Annotated in this window: 17 protein-coding genes and 10 tRNA genes; 11 read left to right on the top strand and 16 right to left on the bottom strand. The window is 49.8% G+C overall.

The genetic code is table 11. From position 1 onward, the window contains the following. Positions 1-18: 18 nt before the first annotated feature. From WN56_RS13360 to WN56_RS13335, 6 genes are all read right to left on the bottom strand, one after another. Positions 19-95: transfer RNA gene (locus tag WN56_RS13360), tRNA-Met, on the bottom strand. A 37-nt stretch (positions 96-132) separates the two neighbouring features. Then, a tRNA-Gly gene (locus tag WN56_RS13355) sits at positions 133-208 on the bottom strand. A gap of 37 nt (positions 209-245) precedes the next feature. After that, a tRNA-Met gene (locus WN56_RS13350) sits at positions 246-322 on the bottom strand. Positions 323-359: 37 nt separating this feature from the next. Next, positions 360-435: transfer RNA gene (locus WN56_RS13345), tRNA-Gly, on the bottom strand. Positions 436-571: 136 nt separating this feature from the next. Beyond that, positions 572-648, bottom strand: a tRNA-Met gene (locus tag WN56_RS13340). Between the two features lie 28 nt (positions 649-676). Continuing rightward, positions 677-750: transfer RNA gene (locus WN56_RS13335), tRNA-Cys, on the bottom strand. A 324-nt stretch (positions 751-1,074) separates the two neighbouring features. On the opposite strand from WN56_RS13335, the gene WN56_RS13330 reads away from it, so the two are divergent. Beyond that, complete coding sequence (locus tag WN56_RS13330; RefSeq protein ID WP_046075460.1) at positions 1,075-2,583, top strand: M28 family metallopeptidase; 1,509 nt, start codon at positions 1,075-1,077, stop codon at positions 2,581-2,583. 97 nt (positions 2,584-2,680) lie between these two features. On the opposite strand, the gene WN56_RS13325 is transcribed toward WN56_RS13330, so the two are convergent. From WN56_RS13325 to WN56_RS13315, 3 genes are all read right to left on the bottom strand, one after another. After that, positions 2,681-3,316: an alpha-ketoglutarate-dependent dioxygenase AlkB gene (locus WN56_RS13325; protein ID WP_369795710.1), complete on the bottom strand. Its 636-nt coding sequence runs from the start codon at positions 3,314-3,316 to the stop codon at positions 2,681-2,683. A gap of 47 nt (positions 3,317-3,363) precedes the next feature. Then, positions 3,364-3,972 (bottom strand): 2OG-Fe(II) oxygenase, encoded by a 609-nt coding sequence (locus tag WN56_RS13320; RefSeq protein WP_046075459.1) that lies wholly within the window; start codon positions 3,970-3,972, stop codon positions 3,364-3,366. A 121-nt stretch (positions 3,973-4,093) separates the two neighbouring features. After that, positions 4,094-5,389, bottom strand: coding sequence for an FAD-binding oxidoreductase (locus tag WN56_RS13315; RefSeq protein ID WP_046075458.1), 1,296 nt, complete (start codon positions 5,387-5,389; stop codon positions 4,094-4,096). 298 nt (positions 5,390-5,687) lie between these two features. Between WN56_RS13315 and WN56_RS13305 the strand changes: the two genes are divergently transcribed. The 7 genes from WN56_RS13305 to WN56_RS13275 all read left to right on the top strand — a co-directional run bounded on the left by WN56_RS13305 (position 5,688) and on the right by WN56_RS13275 (position 14,222). After that, the gene (locus WN56_RS13305) at positions 5,688-6,731 is read left to right on the top strand and encodes a PotD/PotF family extracellular solute-binding protein (RefSeq protein ID WP_046075456.1); all 1,044 of its coding nucleotides are present in this window, start codon (positions 5,688-5,690) and stop codon (positions 6,729-6,731) included. Between the two features lie 169 nt (positions 6,732-6,900). Further along, entirely contained in the window at positions 6,901-7,911 is a 1,011-nt protein-coding gene (ltaE, locus tag WN56_RS13300; protein ID WP_046075455.1) for a low-specificity L-threonine aldolase, read from the top strand. A gap of 174 nt (positions 7,912-8,085) precedes the next feature. Next, complete coding sequence (locus tag WN56_RS13295; RefSeq protein ID WP_046075454.1) at positions 8,086-10,458, top strand: Lon protease family protein; 2,373 nt, start codon at positions 8,086-8,088, stop codon at positions 10,456-10,458. Positions 10,459-10,681: 223 nt separating this feature from the next. Further along, a complete protein-coding gene (locus tag WN56_RS13290) occupies positions 10,682-10,909 on the top strand; it encodes a FeoA family protein (protein ID WP_046075453.1) in 228 nt (75 codons plus the stop codon). Then, positions 10,909-13,236, top strand: a complete 2,328-nt coding sequence (gene feoB, locus WN56_RS13285) for a Fe(2+) transporter permease subunit FeoB (RefSeq protein ID WP_046075452.1) — start codon at positions 10,909-10,911, stop codon at positions 13,234-13,236. The genes WN56_RS13290 and feoB overlap by 1 nt, the downstream gene beginning before the upstream one ends. Continuing rightward, positions 13,187-13,408 carry a FeoC-like transcriptional regulator gene (locus WN56_RS13280; protein ID WP_046075451.1) on the top strand — a complete coding sequence of 74 codons (222 nt, stop codon included), beginning with the start codon at positions 13,187-13,189 and terminating at the stop codon, positions 13,406-13,408. The genes feoB and WN56_RS13280 overlap by 50 nt, the downstream gene beginning before the upstream one ends. A 169-nt stretch (positions 13,409-13,577) precedes the next feature. Further along, a complete protein-coding gene (locus WN56_RS13275; RefSeq protein ID WP_046075450.1) occupies positions 13,578-14,222 on the top strand; it encodes a Fic family protein in 645 nt (214 codons plus the stop codon). On the opposite strand, the gene WN56_RS16990 is transcribed toward WN56_RS13275, so the two are convergent. From WN56_RS16990 to WN56_RS13250, 6 genes are all read right to left on the bottom strand, one after another. Beyond that, the gene (locus WN56_RS16990; RefSeq protein ID WP_172969963.1) at positions 14,205-14,357 is read right to left on the bottom strand and encodes a hypothetical protein; all 153 of its coding nucleotides are present in this window, start codon (positions 14,355-14,357) and stop codon (positions 14,205-14,207) included. The genes WN56_RS13275 and WN56_RS16990 overlap by 18 nt on opposite strands. Positions 14,358-14,535: 178 nt before the next feature. Then, positions 14,536-14,622 (bottom strand) — tRNA-Leu (locus tag WN56_RS13270). 39 nt (positions 14,623-14,661) lie between these two features. Beyond that, a tRNA-Gly gene (locus tag WN56_RS13265) sits at positions 14,662-14,737 on the bottom strand. A gap of 148 nt (positions 14,738-14,885) precedes the next feature. After that, positions 14,886-14,962: transfer RNA gene (locus WN56_RS13260), tRNA-Met, on the bottom strand. A gap of 25 nt (positions 14,963-14,987) precedes the next feature. Next, positions 14,988-15,061, bottom strand: a tRNA-Cys gene (locus WN56_RS13255). A gap of 240 nt (positions 15,062-15,301) precedes the next feature. Next, positions 15,302-15,889, bottom strand: coding sequence for a TfoX/Sxy family DNA transformation protein (locus tag WN56_RS13250; RefSeq protein ID WP_046075449.1), 588 nt, complete (start codon positions 15,887-15,889; stop codon positions 15,302-15,304). A 301-nt stretch (positions 15,890-16,190) separates the two neighbouring features. Between WN56_RS13250 and WN56_RS16590 the strand changes: the two genes are divergently transcribed. The 3 genes from WN56_RS16590 to WN56_RS13235 all read left to right on the top strand — a co-directional run bounded on the left by WN56_RS16590 (position 16,191) and on the right by WN56_RS13235 (position 18,850). Continuing rightward, complete coding sequence (locus tag WN56_RS16590; RefSeq protein ID WP_052708088.1) at positions 16,191-16,778, top strand: LON peptidase substrate-binding domain-containing protein; 588 nt, start codon at positions 16,191-16,193, stop codon at positions 16,776-16,778. Between the two features lie 129 nt (positions 16,779-16,907). Beyond that, entirely contained in the window at positions 16,908-17,831 is a 924-nt protein-coding gene (locus WN56_RS13240; protein WP_046075448.1) for an HDOD domain-containing protein, read from the top strand. Positions 17,832-17,941: 110 nt separating this feature from the next. After that, the gene (locus WN56_RS13235; RefSeq protein ID WP_046075447.1) at positions 17,942-18,850 is read left to right on the top strand and encodes a lysine exporter LysO family protein; all 909 of its coding nucleotides are present in this window, start codon (positions 17,942-17,944) and stop codon (positions 18,848-18,850) included. A 60-nt stretch (positions 18,851-18,910) separates the two neighbouring features. Here the strand turns inward: WN56_RS13235 and ptsG are convergent, their stop codons facing one another. Then, a complete protein-coding gene (ptsG, locus tag WN56_RS13230) occupies positions 18,911-20,341 on the bottom strand; it encodes a PTS glucose transporter subunit IIBC (protein ID WP_046075446.1) in 1,431 nt (476 codons plus the stop codon). Positions 20,342-20,438 lie beyond the last annotated feature (97 nt).

Genomic DNA, 20,438 nt, shown 5'->3' with positions numbered 1-20,438 from the left:
TCTTCAGCAACCTAAAATTGGTTGCGGGAGGCGGATTTGAACCACCGACCTTCGGGTTATGAGCCCGACGAGCTACCAAACTGCTCCATCCCGCGTCCGTAACATCAATTGTTGCTTGATGTGGGCAAAACTTGGAGCGACATACGAGGTTCGAACTCGTGACCTCGACCTTGGCAAGGTCGCGCTCTACCAGCTGAGCTAATGTCGCTTTATGCAATTAAGCGTTGCATGACGCTGTGTAAAATTGGTTGCGGGAGACGGATTTGAACCGCCGACCTTCGGGTTATGAGCCCGACGAGCTACCAAACTGCTCCATCCCGCGTCCGTAACATCAATTGTTGCTTGATGTGGGCAAAACTTGGAGCGACATACGAGGTTCGAACTCGTGACCTCGACCTTGGCAAGGTCGCGCTCTACCAGCTGAGCTAATGTCGCCTTATGCAATTAAGCGTTGCATGACCCTGTGTAAATTGGTTGCGGGAGGCGGATTTAACGCGCCGTGCAACGGCACCGACCGAAGGTCGTATTGACTTATGATCAATCGTTAAGTGCTTCTTCAGCAACCTAAAATTGGTTGCGGGAGGCGGATTTGAACCACCGACCTTCGGGTTATGAGCCCGACGAGCTACCAAACTGCTCCATCCCGCGTCCGAATTTTACTGCACTAAGAGAAACATGGAGGCGCGTCCCGGAGTCGAACCGAGGTCCACGGATTTGCAATCCGCTGCATAGCCACTCTGCCAACGCGCCTTAACGCTGCTGCCTCTTGAGTACGGGGAGGCATTCTACGGATTAACGTGATCGAGTCAACACTTATTATTTAAAAAAAGTGTCAGCTGCCTGTTTTGCAAACGAAAACATCAAAATCCACCCAGTTTGCGGATCTTTTCAGCATGGTTTGCCTTTTTATTCTTCACTCCCTGTTTCATCTTCATCTTATCTCTTATTAACATTTTTGTGACAAGTTTTGTGTCCGCAATATGTCTGTCTTATTTTTTAAACAACGTGTCTTTTTCCTCTACAGTGAATGGGTTGCAAGGAGTAATGCGACACTATTCAAATCAAGGAGGAAACATGAAATACAAAATGACAATGCTCGCGCTCGTGCTGGCCACTAACTTTGCTCACGCGGGTCAAGGCGACGATAAAGTCTGGATTTCCATTGGCGCTGATGCGCAACAAACGGCACGTCACGCTGGCGCCAGACCGATGTTGTCACACGCTGTTGCAAGCAATGGCAAAGCATGGGTAGGTGAAGTCAGTGAATCGCAACTGGCCGCGCTGTCTCATGAGATGCATGAAAATCACCACCGCTGTGGTGGCTACATCGTGCACACCTCAGCACAAAGTGCCATGGCAGCCAGCAATATGCCGGTGTCCCGCGCAAGCTTTACACCACCAGCTATCAAGCAGCAGGCGCTCGTGACACCTTGGCTGAACCAAATTCAATCAAGTTTAATCGTGAATACCATCGATCGCCTGACCGACTTTCCTAACCGCTTCTACACCACGACATCGGGCGCACAAGCATCCGATTGGATAAAGGCACGTTGGCAATCACTCGCCCAGGGGTTAAACGGTGTGACAATCTCTCAAGTGTCGCACAGTGGTTATAACCAAGCGTCGGTGATGATGACTATCGAAGGCGCAGAAAGCCCTGATGAGTGGGTTGTGATTGGTGGGCATCTCGATTCCACCATTGGTGCACGCACAGACGAGCAAAGTATCGCTCCTGGCGCCGATGACGATGCCTCCGGGATTGCGGCAGTGACAGAGATCATCCGTGTTTTATCGCAGAATGACTTTCAACCCAAACGCAGTATCGCCTTTGTCGCTTATGCCGCCGAAGAAGTTGGACTCCGTGGCTCGCAAGCTATTGCTAACCAATTTAAACAACAAGGCAAAGATGTACGTGGCGTGTTGCAGCTTGATATGACCAACTACCAAGGCTCAGCAGAAGATATTGTCTTTATTACCGATTATACCGATAGCGGGCTCACCCAGTATCTCACTCAATTACTCGATACCTATTTGCCTACACTTAGCTATGGCTTTGATACATGCGGATATGCGTGCTCCGACCACGCGTCTTGGCATCAAGCAGGCTATCCTGCAGCCATGCCGTTCGAAGCAAAATTCAATGACTACAATCCCAATATTCATACCCCTCGCGACACACTCGCCAACAGTGATAGCGAAGGACGTCATGCAACCAAATTCACTAAGCTAGGCCTTGCTTATACGGTAGAGCTAGCCAACGCAGACTCGCAGCCTAATCCGGGTAATAACCTCAAACTTGGGCAGCCTATCAACAACATATCAGGGGATCGTGGCAGCGAGCGCACCTATCGCTACCAGTTAGAGACCACCAGTGATGTTGTCATCCGCACCTACGGCGGTACAGGCGATGTGGACCTTTATGTCAAACAAGGTGGTCAAGTTAGCGCTGATAACTGGGATTGTCGCCCCTATCAAGGCGGAAATAACGAAATCTGCCGGTTTGATGGCGCATCGCCAGGTGAGTTTTCAGTCTTGCTTCGGGGCTATAGGGATTACCAAGACGTCAGCTTGATTGTTGAATAACCACAATCGCTCAAATAGGTAACGGCGAGCGACCCATCGGCTCGCCTTCTTATCAACTTTTTGAGCCACCGTGATTGAAAGGCGTCCGCATGGCGCCCTATTTGTCAGAGGGGGTAAGGAAGCGAAATGTTAAGTTGATTCGCTCGCTCGTCGGCTTTTGTGTTTTCGGCAAACTGTGCTGCCAATGAGTTTGGGTTGTACCTCTCATCACCAACAAGGATCCGTGATTCAATAAAACCTCTCGCTTTTCTTGCCGCTTAGGATGACGAAAGAGAAAACGGCGGCTCGCGCCCAAGCTGACAGAAGCAATAGTAGGTTGCTCCCCCAGCTCGGACTCATCATCTCGGTGCCATCCCATGTAATCGCTGCCGCTGCGATAACGATTTAACAGGACAGTGTTAAAGGGGGTCTGACACTGCGCCTCTACCCAGCCTTTGAGTTGGCGCAAAGGATGAGTCCAAGGCAGCGGCTGAAGCGTTAGCCCACTGTAGGTATAAGGATGATCACCATACCATGCTAATAGACGCGGCTGCATCACGGTGCGGCCAAACAACGAAATCGGCAATTGTTGCCAAGGCGTTTGTGCAAGTAAGGTTGAAAACAATGTGTCAGCACAGCCCACTGACAACCACTTCGGCCACCAGTCTACCTGAGCATCAGGCATATCAGTGATCGGGTGGCTATCAAATGCCGCATCAGAAAAGAAACTTTGCTGCTCGGGAGGGCGAGCCATATAACACTGCCTTGTTCAATACTGTTAGACAGTGAGTATGGCTGCCGTTAGCGGATTGGATCAACTCGCTGACCGCTCATACCATTCAGTCGATACCAACCTGCAATACTAAAACGCTGTCTTTTGGCTGGAAGCACTTCATGAGGGAAAGCTTCGGATAAAAACGTCACCAATCGCCCCGCTTTCGGCCATAGGGTTTGCCGATGGCTACCGTCAGGGTTGTAAATGACGATTTCGCCCCCGTCTTGTTCAGACCAGTCTTCATTGAGATACAACACGGTGGTCACCTTACGGTTTGACCGTCCTTCGAAGGCATCATAATGCTTGGCATAAAAGTCGCCGGGGTTGTACTTGGCAAAATGCGCTTCATATTCAAACAGCCCCAAAAAAAGATGACGATTAAATGCCTGCTGAAGATCAGCCATTTTTGCTAATAATGCATCCACGGCAGGCTGGCGCCCGCGCTCTAACCAGTGAATTTTATCCCGGCGAATTTGCGTATTGGTGTGCTGTTTTTGTTCGCGCCCAATGGTGGCTTGCGACCATTGGGCCGGTAGGCATGTGTGCAAGTCATGCACCTCTTGCGCTGACAAAAATCCGTCACACACACTGAGTCCATGCGTCGCAATATCATCGATGATAGCCAGGTTGCTCAAACACTTGTCTCCGCCTAGGAATAGAGACGCTACCTTACTGCGTTTAACGGGCAGGACAACATGTGTTATTTATCGTAACCATAAGCAAACCTAATCGATAACGTTATTTCCTTTCAAGATATCAACGGAGTAAATCCTCGAGTTTTGCTTTCCAAATCGCAAGCGCGAGCGCTGGGCTACGTAGCATTTTTGGCGTGGGGATCCAGCCATGCTTTAGACGAGCAAACACATCAAAGCGACTGGCTTGGCCATCGATGGCCTCTGCAACCACTCGCCCCGCAATATTGGTTAATCCAACGCCATGCCCCGTATAACCATGTGCGGTATATATATCATTGCCAAGATGCGCAATGTGCGGCATGTAACTGCGGGTCACGGCAAACATCCCGCCCCAATGATAGTCCATTTTTACCTGGGCCAGTTGAGGGAAAACCTTAGTCATCCGCCGGTGGAGCCGCTGGGTCGAATCCTTATATTCTCGATTAAAGGGATGATTGACACCCCCAAACAACAAGCGCCCCTCTACCGTCGGGCGGAAATAATCTAAACAGTTGTTGAGATCCGACATCGCCATGCGATTGGTAATTGGCATGCGCTCCCCGAGCGGTTCGGTAACAGCAATAAACGAGGCAACGGGCAGAACCTTGGCTTGCGCTTGGCGGTGTAACCCCTCTAGATAGGCGTTACAAGCAAGTAAAACTCGGGGCGTATTCACTCGACCTTGAGGCGTGATCACCGCATGAGGTTGCCCCTTAACCAAACGTGTAGCAGGGGTGTGCTCATAGATTTTCACACCCATTTGCGCCGCGGCACGAGCGAGGCCTAGCGTGTAGTTTAACGTGTGAATGTGCGCACTATTGGGATCGTATAACCCGCCTAGATAGCGGTCCGTATTTGCAACATCTGCCACTTGCGCTTTATCCCACCACTGGGCATCAGGATACTGATAACGTCCTTGCTTTAATGCATGCCAGCTTTGCAGCTCCTTTTGCTGCGCGGAATTTAAGGCAAGCTCGATATAGCCGGGTTGAAAGTCACAGTCAATCTGGTGATGCTGGATACGCTCACGCACAATATCAACGGCTTCAACCGACAAGTCCCATAACTGTTTGCCCCAAGCTTGCCCATAGGTTTCGTCAACTTCTCTCAGCCCAAGGCAATATCCCACGAGGCATTGGCCACCATTCCGGCCAGACCCTCCCCACGCCACCGTTCGCGCATCTATAACGGTGACACTGTAGCCACGCTGTCGCAATTCAATGGCGGCATTCAGGCCCGTTAAACCCGCTCCAATGATACACACATCTGCCTCTTGTGTGCCTGCCAAAGCAGGAAATGACAGCGTTTGGTTTTGGCTGGCGACATAGTAATTTGTCGCCGCGTTGAAGTTTTTATCAGGTCGAACCGTTTTGACCATGCTCTCAATGGTTACTCTTAGTATTAAAAAGAAAAGGTAGTAAAAAAAGACAAGCACTATGGCTTAGCGCCAACACACTCTCAAAGGCCGCAAATACTGGCACCGTCCTCCCTTTCTGGCAAGCCCTTATTCTCATCACTTTACCCGACCATTTGGGGGAGATGGCGACGGTTATGCTAACGTTAGCAAGGTATTGCACTTTATCCAGGTTGGTAAAAAACTCGTTGACACTAAGGTCAAGTACAATATGATGCGCTCGACGTGTACTCGGCCAGTAAGCCATTGAAGGATCATGACAATGAAAAAAATTTCTCACGGAATCACCGCCACGACACTTGCGCTTTCAGCCATCTTTGCAAGCGGCGTTCATGCAGACGATAAGGTACTCAACCTCTACAACTGGGCAGAATACATGCCAATGGACGTGATTGAAGCGTTCGAAGAGGAGTATCAAGTCGACGTGAATTACTCCACCTTTGAGAGTAATGAAGCCATGTATGCCAAGCTTAAACTCCTAAATAGCGAAGGCTACGATCTGGCGTTTGCCTCAACCTATTTCATTGAGCGAATGGTCAATGAAGAGATGCTCGCCAAAATTGATAAGAGCCAAATTAGCCATTTTAATCAATTGCGCCCAGGCCTACTGGGTCAACCTTTTGACAAAAACAATGACTATTCGCTGCCGTATGTGTTTGGTGTGACTGGCATTAGCTACAACAGTGATTACGTCGATGGCAGTAAAGTGGCCAAGTGGGCTGACTTATGGCGTGACGACTTCAACGGCCAAGTCATGCTATTGAATGATGTGCGTGATGTGTTTGGCATGGCGTTGAAAGCGCAAGGTCATAGCATTAACAGCACCGAAGAGGCTGAAATTAAACAAGCCTATGAATACCTGCGTGAGTTACGCGATAACGTGGTCGTGTACAACTCTGATGCGCCGCATGTGCCGTTTGTTACCGGTGAAGTGAGCATTGGCCAACAATGGAACGGCAATGCTTACATGGCGCAACAAGAAATCGAAGGCATTGAGTTCGTCTACCCACAGGAAGGGGCGATCTTATGGATGGATAATTTTATCATCCCAAAAAACGCAGAACACAAGACCTTGGCACACCAGTTTATCGATTTTATGTATCGTCCTGAGAATCAGGCGAAATTGGTGGAAGAATTTGGCTATCCAGCCCCGAACACCAACGCGGCTGAGTACTTAGAGGCCGAGCTAAAAGAGAACAGCACCATCTTCCCATCCGATGAAGCAGTTAATAAAGGTGAATTCACCAATGATGTCGGTGAAGCGGTGAAAATCTATCAAAAGTACTGGCAGATGTTGAAAAGCTAATCGCGCGCGTCTGTGATAACAATCTGTACCAAGGCCTCATCGGAGGCCTTTTTTATTTTCCAAGTCAATAACCCACATTTGTCACTATTTTTAGTCAATGGGTTTTTGCTATGCTCAGACGTAAACGCGCATCACCCACTTAAATAACTGACGACAAGGACGTTACCCCATGATTGACTTTCGCTCTGACACCGTGACCCAGCCCGATGCTGCCATGCGAGACGCCATGGCTAACGCCCCTGTGGGCGATGATGTGTATGGCGACGACCCGAGCATTAACGCGCTGGAAACATGGGCGGCTGAACGACATGGTTTTGAAGCCGCACTCTTTACCGCCTCGGGTACCCAAGCCAATTTATTGGCCCTGATGGCGCATTGCGAGCGCGGTGATGAGTATTTGTGTGGTCAGCAAGCGCACAATTACAAATACGAAGCAGGCGGTGCTGCTGTGTTGGGCTCGATTCAGCCACAACCCATTGAGAACGAGTCAGATGGGACCTTGTCTTTCGATAAAATCGCCGCAGCTATCAAGCCCGATGACTTTCATTTTGCCCGTACTAAGCTGCTCAGCTTGGAAAACACCATAGGTGGCAAAGTGTTACCTTTGTCTTATTTAGCCAAGGCGCGAACATTTTGCGACCAACATCAACTGCAGCTACATCTTGATGGCGCCAGGGTTTACAACGCGGCTGTCGCACTGGAGGTGGACATCAAGGCGATCAGTTGTCACTTTGACTCGATGACGATTTGTCTATCCAAAGGGTTAGGCGCTCCTGTCGGCTCACTGCTACTCGGCTCGAAAGCCCTGATTCACAAAGCCCGTCGTCTTCGTAAAATGTTAGGTGGCGGCATGCGTCAAGCGGGCATATTGGCCGTTGCCGGCTATAAAGCACTCACCGAAAACGTGGAACGCTTGGCAGAGGATCACGCTAATGCGCATTACCTCGCCAGTGAGTTGGAAAAACTGAACGGCTTTTCCACCAGCGGCTATCCTGTGCAAACCAACATTGTTTATGTCGATGTGGCCGAAACAATCAATCGTACACGCCTGCAAATGCGACTGATGGAAAAGGAGATCCGCGTCTCTCTGTCCGGCAATCCAGCCCGTTTGGTGACACATAAAGACATCTGCCGCGCAGATATCGATACCCTGATCGCCGCGATAAAGGCATCTCACTAAGCCGTTCCAACGCACAATCGTACCGGGCCCAACGGCCCGTTTTGTACATAAAACCACCAGGCAAAGCAAAATTGTGACCCCATCCCAGCTTTCTCCACCAAGGTCACTAAAACAATCACTTACAGCCGCTACACTGAAAGTCATCACCGACAAAATGCCAATATGGGAAGCGCTATGGCTATCACTCCGCTAACAAGCGATCGTTTATACCGTGAGTCCAGTTTAAAGCACAGTGACATCACTTCAACCAAACACCTTGCGCCACTCGACGAGATTGTGGGCCAAGATCGTGCCCGTCACGCGGTTGAGTTCGCCATGTCCATCAAAGAGAAAGGCTATAACATCTATGCCATTGGCCAAAATGGACTTGGAAAACGCACCATGATGATGCGCTACCTCAACCAACACTGGCAAAGTGAGTCACCGGTTTATGACTGGTGTTACGTCGCTAATTTTCATGAAGCGCGCTCCCCAGAAGTACTGAAGCTGCCTGCGGGTAAAGGCAGTGAACTCAAAAAGCATATTGAGCAACTGATGGGCAAACTGGCCAACGCCCTGCCTATGGCATTTGACAACGAAATGTATTACCAGCGTGCTGAAACACTGAAAAACCAGCTTACTGAGCGCCAACAAAGCGTCCTTCAGGGGTTAAGTGAAACAGCAGAAAAAAACAATGTGAGTTTGACCATCACCCCTCAAGGTGATTACCAATTTGTGGCACTAAATGGCGAGGAGCCTCATACCGAGGAGACCTTTGACGCCCTCTCACACGACGAGCAGATGGCCTTTGGCAAAGTCATCGATAAGCTAGAGACGGAACTGCGCGGTATTGTTCGCCAACTTGGCGAATGGGAGTCTGAGTACGCGGAAAAACAAAAAGCCTTGGATGAGGATATCGCCCAAGAAGTCATCGCCACGCAAATGGCACCGCTTAAGAAAAACTTTGCTGACTTGCCTGACATTTTAACCTTTTTAGACGCCATGCAAGCTGACATGCTTGAGCACCTCGATATTTTCCTTGAAGACAGTGAGGAGCAAGCCGCACTCGCGTATGCGGCGCTGGATAAAAAACTCCCTCGCCGTTACCAAGTCAATGTGTTAGTCAGTCAGAATGACGCACAAGCGCCGATCGTGGTTGAGGATAGCCCTAGTTATCACAACCTGTTCGGTTATGTTGAGAATGCCACGTTTAAAGGCACGGTGTTTACCGACTTTTCATTGATTCGTTCAGGGAGCCTTCACCGCGCCAATGGCGGCGTGTTGCTGATGGATGCGATTAAAGTCCTTGAGAAGCCTTATGTGTGGGATGGCATCAAGCGGGCCCTCAGTAGCCGCCAGTTAAGTGTTAGCGCCCTAGAGCGAGAAGTGACCCTAAGCGGGACTGTGTCTCTCGATCCGGCGCCGATTCCTCTGGATGTTAAGATCATTTTGTTTGGCGACTATCAAACCTATCAGCTACTCCAACGTTACGATGCGGAGTTTATTGAGCTGTTTCGGGTCACCGCCGACTTTGAAGATGACATGCCGCGCACTGAGAGCACCGAGCAACAATACGCCAAGTTCATTTCAAGCATTATTCATGACAGTCATCTTCTTCACTGCAGTCGCAGTGCCATTGCGCGTATTATTGAGCACAGTGCTCGCCAAGCTGACGATCAAAATCGCTTATCACTACACTCCGCTGATATTGCCAACCTATTGCGTGAATCTAATTATTGGGCCCACCACGCCAAAGCAAACAGTATTGGTGCCCTGCATGTAGAAAAAGCCCTCGCCAGCCGCAATATGCGCGTCAGTCGATTGCGTGACAGCATGATGCAGAATGTGGAAAACGGCGTCACACTTATCAACACGCATGGCACGGCACTGGGTCAAATCAATGGCCTTTCGGTACTGAGCACATCGGATTACAGCTTTGGCTTACCCAACCGTATCACCGCGACCACGGCGTTTGGGGAAGGAGAAGTGCTGGATATCGAGCGAAGTGTGAAACTCGGCGGCCGTATTCACTCCAAAGGTGTGATGATCTTGTCAGCATACCTGGCAAGTTTATTGGGTAAAACGGACACCATTCCACTCAAAACCCATCTTACTTTTGAGCAATCATACGGCGGTGTGGATGGAGATAGTGCTTCCATAGCGGAGTTCTGCGCGATTTTTTCTGCGATCACGGATGTCCCACTTCGACAAGATATTGCCATTACTGGCTCGATGAATCAGTTCGGTGAAGCGCAACCCATTGGTGGTGTAAATGAAAAAATCGAAGGCTTTTTTGATGTGTGTACGCTTAAAGGGCCGAGCAGCACTCAAGGGGTGATCATCCCAGAAGCCAATATCCAAAACCTGATGCTCCGCAAAGATGTAGTACTCGCAGTAGAAAAAGGCGAGTTTCACGTGTACGCCGTTTCACATGTCAGTGACGCCCTTGCTTTATTAGCGGGACAGGCCGCAGGCTTTGGCCCTGACAGTGATAATGGGTCTGGACTATTAGCCATCGCGATCGACAAACTGAATCACCAGCGAGCGGCACATCAGTCCCAAAAATAATCGACAACCATCAGCCTATCTCAGTACTGAATGCGGCCAATCGGCCGCTTTTTTATTCCGGCTTTTTCGTGGCACTTACAAATCATTCGCCATATCAACCCTTTACCTTGTTGTGACACTTCTCACACTTTCCACTCGCCGCTTAACTTGATCCGACGCAAAAAACAACGTGAAATTTAAGCGTAATATCCAATGAAAACCATTCTTATTTGGATCTCGCACTATGAAACTGTCCACGCTTGGTCGCGGCCAATCCGCGCGTATCACCAGTGTCCATCATGTGCCTGCCTCTATCCGCCACCGCCTCACGGTCATGGGCGTGATTCCAGGCACAGGCGTTGAGCTTGTCAGACGCGCCCCACTGGGTGATCCACTTCAAATTCGTCTCGATAGCGAACAACTGATCGTACGTCGTGACGTCGCGAAACTGATTGACGTGGAGGTACTCTGATGAGCTCACGCCGCATTGTACTCGCAGGCAACCCAAACTGCGGGAAAACCACCTTATTTAATGCGCTCACCGGCTCACAACAGAAAGTCGGAAATTGGGCTGGCGTCACTGTCGACAAAAAAGTCGGTACGCTCTCTCTGGCGCATAACGACTGTCAAATCACAGATTTACCCGGCCTTTATGCGCTAAACGCAGGCTTTGACGCCAGTATTGATGAGCAAATTGCCACTTACGCCATCGATAGCGGTGAGAATGATTTTATTATTAATGTCTTAGATGCCAATTGCCTAGAGCGCGGTCTATACCTCACCCTTCAACTGCGTGAACGCGGTGTCCCTATGGTGGTGGTGATCAATAAAATGGATTTGCTTGATCGTAATGGTCAACAACTCGACACCGCCAAATTACAAACGATGCTGGGCTGTCCCGTATTGACCGTCACCGCATGTCAACCGGCGACCGTCGACACCCTGTGCCACCAGCTCGCCCACCTGACCACCCACTTACCCGTTTGTGAGGCGATGTACCTGAACTACGGTGCGCCATTAGAAAACTGGATTCAAAACCAGCTTGGCGCCCGTTTTCTTCATTCCGCCGCGGCACAAGTGAATCAACGTGCGCACTTGCTCGAATGCTTAGAGCGGGGACGCTTGCCTGATGGTAGTACCGATGCTGACCAGCAGCAGTTTACGATAGCAAACCAAGCCCTTTCAGACTTAGACACTGACATCGTCATTGCTGATACACGCTACAGTGCGATTCGTGACATGGTTCACCAGGCTCGCCGCGAGCTTCGTCATCTCAGTCGCAATAATACCGAGAAGCTAGACAAAGTCATTCTCAACCCCTTCTTATCACTGCCCATTTTGCTCGCCGTCCTCTATGCGATGTTTGTGTTTGCCATCAACATTGGCGGCGCCTTTATCGACTTTTTCGATATTGCCGCCGGCGCGATACTGGTAGACGGCACCCACCAGCTTCTTGACGGTGTACTGCCGACGGCGATTGTCACTATTCTCGCCGATGGCCTCGGAGGAGGCATTCAAACCGTTGCGACCTTTATTCCTGTTATTGCAGGCTTGTACCTGTTTTTAACGGTATTAGAAAGCACAGGCTACATGGCACGTGCCGCCTTTTTATTAGACGGTTTAATGCAAAAAATGGGGTTGCCGGGCAAAGCCTTTGTTCCCTTAATCCTCGGCTTTGGATGCACCGTCCCCGCCGTGATGGCAACGCGCACATTAGAACAGATTCACGAGCGCAAAACCGCGGCCGCGATGGCAACGTTTATGTCCTGTGGCGCTCGCCTGCCTGTATACGCCCTCTTCGCCGCGGCGTTTTTCCCACAAAACGGACAAAACCTTGTTTTCGGCCTCTACTTGCTTGGCATTGTCGCTGCGATAATCACCGGCCTGATACTGCGTCACACTCTTTATCCAGGGCATAGTGAAAGCCTGCTGATGACACTCCCTGACTACGAGCTGCCGCGTGTGCGCCATGTGATGAACAACACGTGGCAAAAACTGCGTCGGTTTGTCCTTGGTGCAGGTAAAACCATCGTTATCGTGGTGACGATTCTGACCTTCTTCAACTCGTTAGGCACCGATGGATCGTTCGGACACGAAGACAGCGAGTCCTCTGTCCTTTCGAAAACCGCACAAGTGATCACGCCGGCCCTATCACCTATCGGGATTGAAGAGGATAATTGGCCTGCTACCGTCGGGTTGGTGACCGGGCTATTTGCCAAAGAGGCCGTCGTCGGCACCTTGAATAACCTTTATGCGCCAAGCGAAGAAGCCGAAGAAGAGACCACACTCGGAGAAGCGCTGGTCGAAGCGGTTCAGAGCATTCCTGAAAACTTATTTGGCATTGATTATACCGATCCATTGGCTATCGATGTCGGTGAAATTGAAAACACCGAGGCCGCCGCACAAGCGCAAGAAGTCAGTATGACAACGTTTGATAATCTGCATCGTCAATTCACTAGCACCGCCAGCGTGATGGCCTATCTCATTGTTATCCTACTATACACTCCATGTGTTGCCGCTCTGGGCGCCTACACACGCGAGTTTGGTCGCCGATTTGCCCTGTTTGTGGCGAGCTGGTCAATGCTGCTTGCGGTAAGCGGAGCCACGTTATGCTACCAATTCAGTCAGTTGAGTGTCGCCACCACGCCAGCCACACTCTACATCACTGGCCTTTGTGCCTTACTGATTGTCGTGGTGGCACTCATGCGTTATGTCGGCAAACATCCCCATTGGTTTAAGGAGACCTATTATGATCCTGCAAAAGCTCAAAGCCAGTGTCAGTCAGGCGGGTGTCATTAGTCGCACAGACCTCGCCAACCAGTATGGGATAAGCCCAGACGGTATTGAAGCGATGATGGCGACCTGGGTCAAACGCGGGGTGGTTATTCGACAATCGGGGCGTAAGGATCCGCAAGATATCCACTACCGTTTGGCACACCAGAATGAAATACAATGCTTTAGCATGATTTAGCCCTCCTAACCGCGTGATGATCACAAGGCAGCCTTAGCGTTGCCTTGTTGATCAACAGACTCCGTGACTCACCTTATCCATTCGACGATCACGCATTGCATTTATCGCCTTGCGCCCTTGCACACGTCTCTGAACTAAAATCAAAGGAGTCGATGTAGAGGGAGAAGCCATGAGCCGCTATCAAACACAATCCAGTGAGGCACAATACCAACCGGGCTCTAACGAACGCGTCCTCAAAAACCAAATGGGGGTGACTGATCCTACCAAAATGGAAGACATTGAAGCTGTCTTACTTGCGAAGCTTTACGAACGTGTATTCACCGGCGGCCATTTCCCACGCCAATTAAGGGTTAGCACCCTCGCCAGCTGGCATCGACAATGGCTGGGCAATGTTTACCCATGGGCCGGTCAGGTGAGGAATGTTGAGCTGAGTAAAGGTGGGTTTCGTTTTACTTCCCCCAAGCAGATAGGGGCCTGTTTGCAGCATTTTGAAAGCGTCTTTCTCAACCAGTACGCGAGGGTATCGGTAATGCCGCGCGCGACGCTCATTCGTTACCTTGCACAAAGTCACGTTGAGTTCATTCTTATTCACCCATTTCGAGAAGGAAATGGACGAATATCGCGTTTACTCATTGATGTGCTGTGCCAACAGGCGGGCTTAGGATTGTTGGACTATCGACTTTGGGAAGAAAACAAAGACTTTTACATTGCGGCAATTCAAGCTGGTGTCGGGCATGACTACCAGCACATGGAGCGGCTGATTAACGACATTTTACCCCTCACATTTTCATCTCTCTCAATCAGCGAGCGCTAAGTTTTGATATTTCTGCCTGCTCGCTTTAAGCCTTGCCTCCACTTCTTCGGTTGATGCTTGCGTCTCAATCGCGGTCGAGCTTGCTACCGCACGCGTTATCATCGCCGTCGTCACCTTTTTTGTTTTTTTCTGCATCAATCGCCTTTTCACAGTCACTCTTGTCATCACTGACTAAATTTTAGTCAAAAAATAGCGTTAATTCAACGCAGATACCTGTCTGTTTTCTTCAAAATTGTGAAGCACAACGTACGCACTGAACAAGGAAAAGACATACAAAAACGGCGACCCTTAAGGTCGCCGTCTTGCTTATTAATGGTGCCCCGGGCCGGACTTGAACCGGCACAGCGCGAACGCCGAGGGATTTTAAATCCCTTGTGTCTACCAATTCCACCACCAGGGCACACAATCTTTTCAGCCGCTTACGCCACTGTTTTATGTTTGGAGCGACATACGAGGTTCGAACTCGTGACCTCGACCTTGGCAAGGTCGCGCTCTACCAGCTGAGCTAATGTCGCTTATTTATTCAAACGTTAAGTAACGCTTGGAAAACTGGTTGCGGAGGCGGCTTTAACGCTGAATGCAATTCGCGCCGTGCAACGGCACCGACCGAAGGTCGTATTGACTTATCATCAATTGTTAAGCGCTTCTATAGCAACCTAAAATTGGTTGCGGGAGGCGGATTTGAACCACCGACCTTCGGGTTATGAGCCCGACGAGCTACCAAACTGCTCCATCCCGCGTCCGTATTATTTTAGCCAGAGTTCATGGAGGCGCGTCCCGGAGTCGAACCGAGGTCCACGGATTTGCAATCCGCTGCATAGCCACTCTGCCAACGCGCCCTCGCGCTTCACCTCTCGGCTAAGTGGTTTGAATTCTACATAAGTTTTTCCGCCTGTCACGCAAAAATTATCATTTTAGCGTCTAACCGACGATTATTTACCCAAACGTGACATTTCACTACTCTCTGGGCGCTAAACGAGCCCTAAAAAGGCCGATTAGCGTGGCGACTCATGCAGCATTTACAAAAATGCCAGCCCGATTAATCCAGGCTGGCACCGACCAACACTCTATCCATTCACCTAGACGTCAGCGAGCAGCCGTTCACGTTCATCTTTTTCAATCAATTCCCAATGACGCCCCTGCTGTGCTCCAGCGAGCTTCCACAGTAGATTGATATCGATATCTTTACCGTGTGTCATTTGCACTCGACGGAACATTTCTTGCGGCGCCATGCTATAGAACGTCGACACGTCTTTCACACCCGACTTTTTCAGCATTCTTTCAATCGTTAATCGTAAGTTGGGTAAATCTCGCAGCCGAAGACTGGATGTCGATGTTTTCTGCGCTTTATCTTTGAGCGCACGCTGTAAAGACTGTTCAATCATGGTAGGCAAGTCGGGATCATGGCCTAAGTAGAGCGCGGTCACATCATAATAGTTAACCACCGCGGAGGTACTTTTCTTTACATGAACAAATTTATTGCAGCCTTTGGCGATTAACTTGTCGGTGAGCAGGCCTCCTCCTCGTAGATAAACATGCTTTCCGGTAAGCAATGCAAACATCGCCTCTTGAGAGAAAAAACCAATACCACCAAACATAGAGCGTTGCTCCATCTCTCCATAACTATCCAGAAAACGCATTAATTGGGCTTCAAATTGCTTCGCCATCGAAAACTCTCCTTCAGCGAATAGATGTTCATATCGAGCCATAAACTGGCTCACAAAAGTGACTGATAAGTTAGTCAGCGTGCATGATTATTTTAACGAAAAGAGGTTGCATCAAATGGCAACCGAATACTATGCATCTGATCACTTATCGCCAAATATCCCCTCCATTTAGTGCGGTTTTTGTCACATTTATTACAAACATTTTTTCGTGGTTAAATAAAGTCTTCGATGCATCTATGCTTAACGCAGGGCGATGAGTGCGCTAAATTAATAGTGGTAAGCTAATAGTCAGGGAGCCGACATGTCGAGACACCCGCTGTTAATAGAAGTAAATCATTTATTGCCTGGGGGATTGCACAGCTATGTGCTGTCTGAGTCATGTTACTTACAAATGCTCCAACAGGCAGGCGAACCACCTCGCCTTTTGGTCGCGATGAAAAATGAGGATGAAGGTCAGCAGCGCCCGCACGCCATTTCTCCTATCGTTACGCTTTGCGAGATTGCAGACTTCAATCGTCATGGTGCGCATGAAATCGCGTTGACGTTACAAGGGATTGAAAGTGTCAAAGTGAATGCGATTGACGCAGGTGAAGGTGACGTCAATATGGCGCGTTATACACCGTTGCCAAAATGGCAACGTCATGCTGTTCCCAAGCACTACCTCTATCTGAGTGAGAAGCTGCAGCAGTATTATCGATCGAATCCGACACGCCACGAACACTTCCAGTTAACACAGTACGATGAAATTGGCTGGGTCTGCCTGCGCTGGTTGGAGTTACTCCCCATCGAAGTGAAACAAAAACAGCTTCTACTCTCCCAGCCTACGGCCTTATTGGTGGCCGAGTTTATTGATAAACTATTGCGGTATCCACTTATTGACGACGACTAAGCGACAGATGAGTGACTGTGTAAATTATCATCAAAGACGCCAGCAGGCTCACTGATTCAGACAAAGGCGGTTCTCTTTTATTCTTCGCCGCATTACTATGCAGTCTGCTGACAATTACTATCAGGACTTATGGATCATCTTTCATTTTTTTGGGTCTCACCGGATCGTGATAAGTACTTACGCTCCCTAGAAACCGAGTTTTACAAGCGTGCCGTCGAAACCATCCGTGTCAATCGCCTGTCCCTACCTCCTTTACCGGATGCTGTTCTGTCAATACAACGCGCTAGCAAGCGGTCGGATACTACCATGCGGGATATTGCCAACCTCTTGTTGGACGATCCAAGCTTATGTGGGGCCGTGCTTAAAGCTGCAAACTCCGCTTTATTTGCTCCCCGCGCCACAGGTCAATGCAAAGATGTTCAAACCGCCGTCTCTCGGCTTGGCGTTGATCGCGTTTTAGGGATCATCACAGCCGCCGCCGTCTATCAGCTCAAGAGTGATGCCACGTTTTCCAAGGCCTGCAACGCGCTATTGAAAAAAAGTGCGCAAAAATCTCGTGAACTCGCCGCTGCGATGGCACTGGTGACGCAAAAAGTCAGAAACTACTGTGATGAACCGCTTTCAGTGGAGCCCGAAAAAGCACTGATTGTGGGGTTGCTTGCTGATATTGGCTTATACAGCGTGATTGGCGAGTTTCAGCGCTTTGTGAATCAGGGACACTATCTAAAATTTGACATTGCAGAGCGCGTCTTCTTCTCACTGGCGGGCGACTGCAGCCGTCTTGTGCTCAAGCAGTGGCAGTTTGACCGTGACTTTATCGAAGTCGCCATTAACAATAAGCTCTACACTAAGCCGCGCCCCGATATCACCTATTTAGATATCGCGAGAATGGCAAATCACTTGTTATTGTTTCGCAATCAAGATGACGCAATAGAGGATCATGAAGTGGAAATCACTGCGCCTGGCGCAGAAGCTTTATATGAGCTATCCAACCTCGATGAAAAAGAGTTCTCTCGTCAGCTAAACCAAGTCATGGACGCAAGCAGTATCTGACCCAAGCCAGGGTGGTCTTTCCTTTAACCACCCTTGTCTGATTTTATTGACCAACCTATTAACCGGTTGATAACCTCAAGCTCTACTTTCTTAACACCGAGCAAAATCAGATGTTTTCAGGGATGCTACTCATCTTCTCGCCACTTATTATCGGCTATCTAATCCCCATTAAGCAGGCGCGCTACCTCAACGCCGTCAATACCCTGACGATGCGGCTCGTGATGGTCATTTTAGTGTTGATGGGCTTAAGCCTCGCAGGCTTAGATAACCTCGGGCAACATATTTCCACCATTTTGTATTTCGCTGCCACGTTCTTTATTTGTATCGGCGCGGCCAATCTGCTTGCCCTGCCTGTTCTCGATAAGCTATTCCCAACCGAGACCCATGGCCACCAACATAAACTGACCCTCAGCGCCATGATGTCAGAGTCCGGTAAGCTGATTGCGGCTGTGGCCGTTGGCTTAGTCGTAGGGCTATTACTCAATCAAGATCTTTCTTGGGTCGATACGGCCAGCGAGGGGATTTTATTACTTTTGCTCTTATTGATTGGCATTCAGCTCCGCAACAGTGGCATGACGCTGAAGCAAATCATTCTCAATAAAAGTGGGCTGATGATTGCGGCTCTCGTTGTCGCGACCTCCTTGCCCGGTGGCTTGCTGGCGGCATGGTGGTTAGATATTCCTTATCATCACGGGTTAGCGATGGCATCCGGCTTCGGTTGGTACTCGTTGGCAGGGATCTTAATGGGCGACGGACTGGGGCCGGTCTACGGCGGTGCATCATTTATTCTCGAGCTCGCGCGCGAGCTTGTGGCGATTATGATTATTCCAGTGTTAATCCGGCGCTATCCGCTCACCGCAATTGGATATGGTGGTGCCACCGCGATGGATTTCACCTTGCCGATCATTCAAAGCACAGGCGGGATTCGCTGTGTACCGATTGCGATTGTCAGTGGGTTCATACTCAGCTTGTTGGTGCCCGTTTTGATGTTGTTTTTTCTCTCACTCGGTGCCCGTTGAACAAAAAAAGGGGTAGCAAGATGCTACCCCTTTTTACATTTGCTGGTTTAGCGCATGCAATTATTGGCTGCGCATCCAGTTATCCATTTCAGTACGCAGGTTGTCTGACTTGGTACCAAAGATAGCTTGTACGCCACCCGATACCACAACCACACCCGCTGCACCTAGCTGCTTGAGCTTGTCTTGGTCAACAATTTCAGTGTCAGCCACTGAGACACGTAGACGAGTGATACAAGCATCAAGACCTGTGATGTTGTCTTTACCACCGAATGCAGCCACCAAGTCGCCCGCAAGCTCAGAGCCTGTCGCGGTTGACACGTCAGCGACCGCTTCGTCTTCACGACCAGGGGTTTTCAGGTCAAGGGCACGAATCACTACACGGAACACGATGTAGTAGAGTACCGCATAACCAAGGCCCAGTAGCACCAGTGTGGTCACGTTCTCAGCACGTGGCATTTGCACGATGAAGTCGATAAAACCGTTCGAGAAAGTATGGCCGTGAACAACGCCCAACGCGTTAGTCAGAACATACGCCGCACCTGCCATGATAGCGTGGATACCATACAGCACTGGCGCGATGAATAGGAACGAGAACTCGATAGGTTCAGTGATGCCGGTCAAGAATGACGTCAGTGCACCTGATGCCATGATACCCATGATTTTGGCACGGTTTTCTGGCTTGGCAGAATGTGCGATAGCAAATGCCGCCGCAGGTAGACCGAACATTTTGAACAAGTAGCCGCCAGCTAACTGACCAAAGCCGTTACCTGCTTCACGAGTGACATCGTTTGCGGTCAAGAAACAGGTCATGATGCCGTTTACTTGCTCGCCTGCGTTGTTCACACAGCTACCCGCTTCATAGAAGAAAGGTACGTTCCAAATGTGATGCAGACCGAATGGGATAAGCGCACGCTCTACCACACCGTAAATACCAAATGCAGTAACAGGATCTTGTGTCGCCGCCCAGTGAGAGAAGGATGCGATAGCACTGCCGATTGGTGGCCAGATAACAGAGAGGATCACACCAAGCGCGATAGAGATGAAACCGGTAATGATTGGCACTGACCGTTTACCGGCAAAGAAACCAAGGTAGTCAGGCAGTTGAATCGTGTAGAAGCGATTAAAGGTCCACGCCGCGACACCACCGGCAAGAATACCGCCAAGTACCCCTGTCTTGATAACGTCAGCGCCCATAACCGGTGCCATCACGTCCAGTGTCGCCACCATGATGCCGTAACCGACAATCGCAGACAGACCCGAGACACCATCATTGTTGGTGAAGCCAAGGGCAACACCCACAGCAAACAGCAAGGCCATTTGACCAAATACAGACCCACCAGCTTGTTCCATCATGTGTGAGACAATATCTGGCATCCAGCTAAAGTTGGCAGCACCAACACCCAAAAGTATACCTGCGACCGGAAGCACAGATACTGGAAGCATCAGCGCTTTACCGACTTTTTGCAGGTTAGCAAAGAGGTTTTTTGACATAGTTCTTGCTCCTGACAAGGACGTTTAACAATGTGTCTCGTCGGACTAACCTTCCGATTCCCCCGCAAGAGGCCAACCGATACCACAGGCGCCGAGA

It is taken from the genome of Salinivibrio sp. KP-1 (assembly GCF_000968645.1).
In the GTDB taxonomy this organism is placed as follows: domain Bacteria; phylum Pseudomonadota; class Gammaproteobacteria; order Enterobacterales; family Vibrionaceae; genus Salinivibrio; species Salinivibrio siamensis.
Note: the sequence above shows the minus strand (reverse complement) of the source record. Positions and strands in the feature narration are given on the sequence as shown.

Coding starts and splice junctions, on each gene's coding strand:
- WN56_RS13330 (WP_046075460.1), top strand. CDS start 1,075: ATGAAATACAAAATGACAATGCTCGCGCTCGTGCTGGCCACTAACTTT.
- WN56_RS13325 (WP_369795710.1), bottom strand. CDS start 3,316: ATGGCTCGCCCTCCCGAGCAGCAAAGTTTCTTTTCTGATGCGGCATTT.
- WN56_RS13315 (WP_046075458.1), bottom strand. CDS start 5,389: ATGGTCAAAACGGTTCGACCTGATAAAAACTTCAACGCGGCGACAAAT.
- WN56_RS13305 (WP_046075456.1), top strand. CDS start 5,688: ATGAAAAAAATTTCTCACGGAATCACCGCCACGACACTTGCGCTTTCA.
- ltaE (WP_046075455.1), top strand. CDS start 6,901: ATGATTGACTTTCGCTCTGACACCGTGACCCAGCCCGATGCTGCCATG.
- WN56_RS13295 (WP_046075454.1), top strand. CDS start 8,086: ATGGCTATCACTCCGCTAACAAGCGATCGTTTATACCGTGAGTCCAGT.
- WN56_RS13290 (WP_046075453.1), top strand. CDS start 10,682: ATGAAACTGTCCACGCTTGGTCGCGGCCAATCCGCGCGTATCACCAGT.
- feoB (WP_046075452.1), top strand. CDS start 10,909: ATGAGCTCACGCCGCATTGTACTCGCAGGCAACCCAAACTGCGGGAAA.
- WN56_RS13280 (WP_046075451.1), top strand. CDS start 13,187: ATGATCCTGCAAAAGCTCAAAGCCAGTGTCAGTCAGGCGGGTGTCATT.
- WN56_RS13275 (WP_046075450.1), top strand. CDS start 13,578: ATGAGCCGCTATCAAACACAATCCAGTGAGGCACAATACCAACCGGGC.
- WN56_RS16990 (WP_172969963.1), bottom strand. CDS start 14,357: ATGCAGAAAAAAACAAAAAAGGTGACGACGGCGATGATAACGCGTGCG.
- WN56_RS13250 (WP_046075449.1), bottom strand. CDS start 15,889: ATGGCGAAGCAATTTGAAGCCCAATTAATGCGTTTTCTGGATAGTTAT.
- WN56_RS16590 (WP_052708088.1), top strand. CDS start 16,191: ATGTCGAGACACCCGCTGTTAATAGAAGTAAATCATTTATTGCCTGGG.
- WN56_RS13240 (WP_046075448.1), top strand. CDS start 16,908: ATGGATCATCTTTCATTTTTTTGGGTCTCACCGGATCGTGATAAGTAC.
- WN56_RS13235 (WP_046075447.1), top strand. CDS start 17,942: ATGTTTTCAGGGATGCTACTCATCTTCTCGCCACTTATTATCGGCTAT.
- ptsG (WP_046075446.1), bottom strand. CDS start 20,341: ATGTCAAAAAACCTCTTTGCTAACCTGCAAAAAGTCGGTAAAGCGCTG.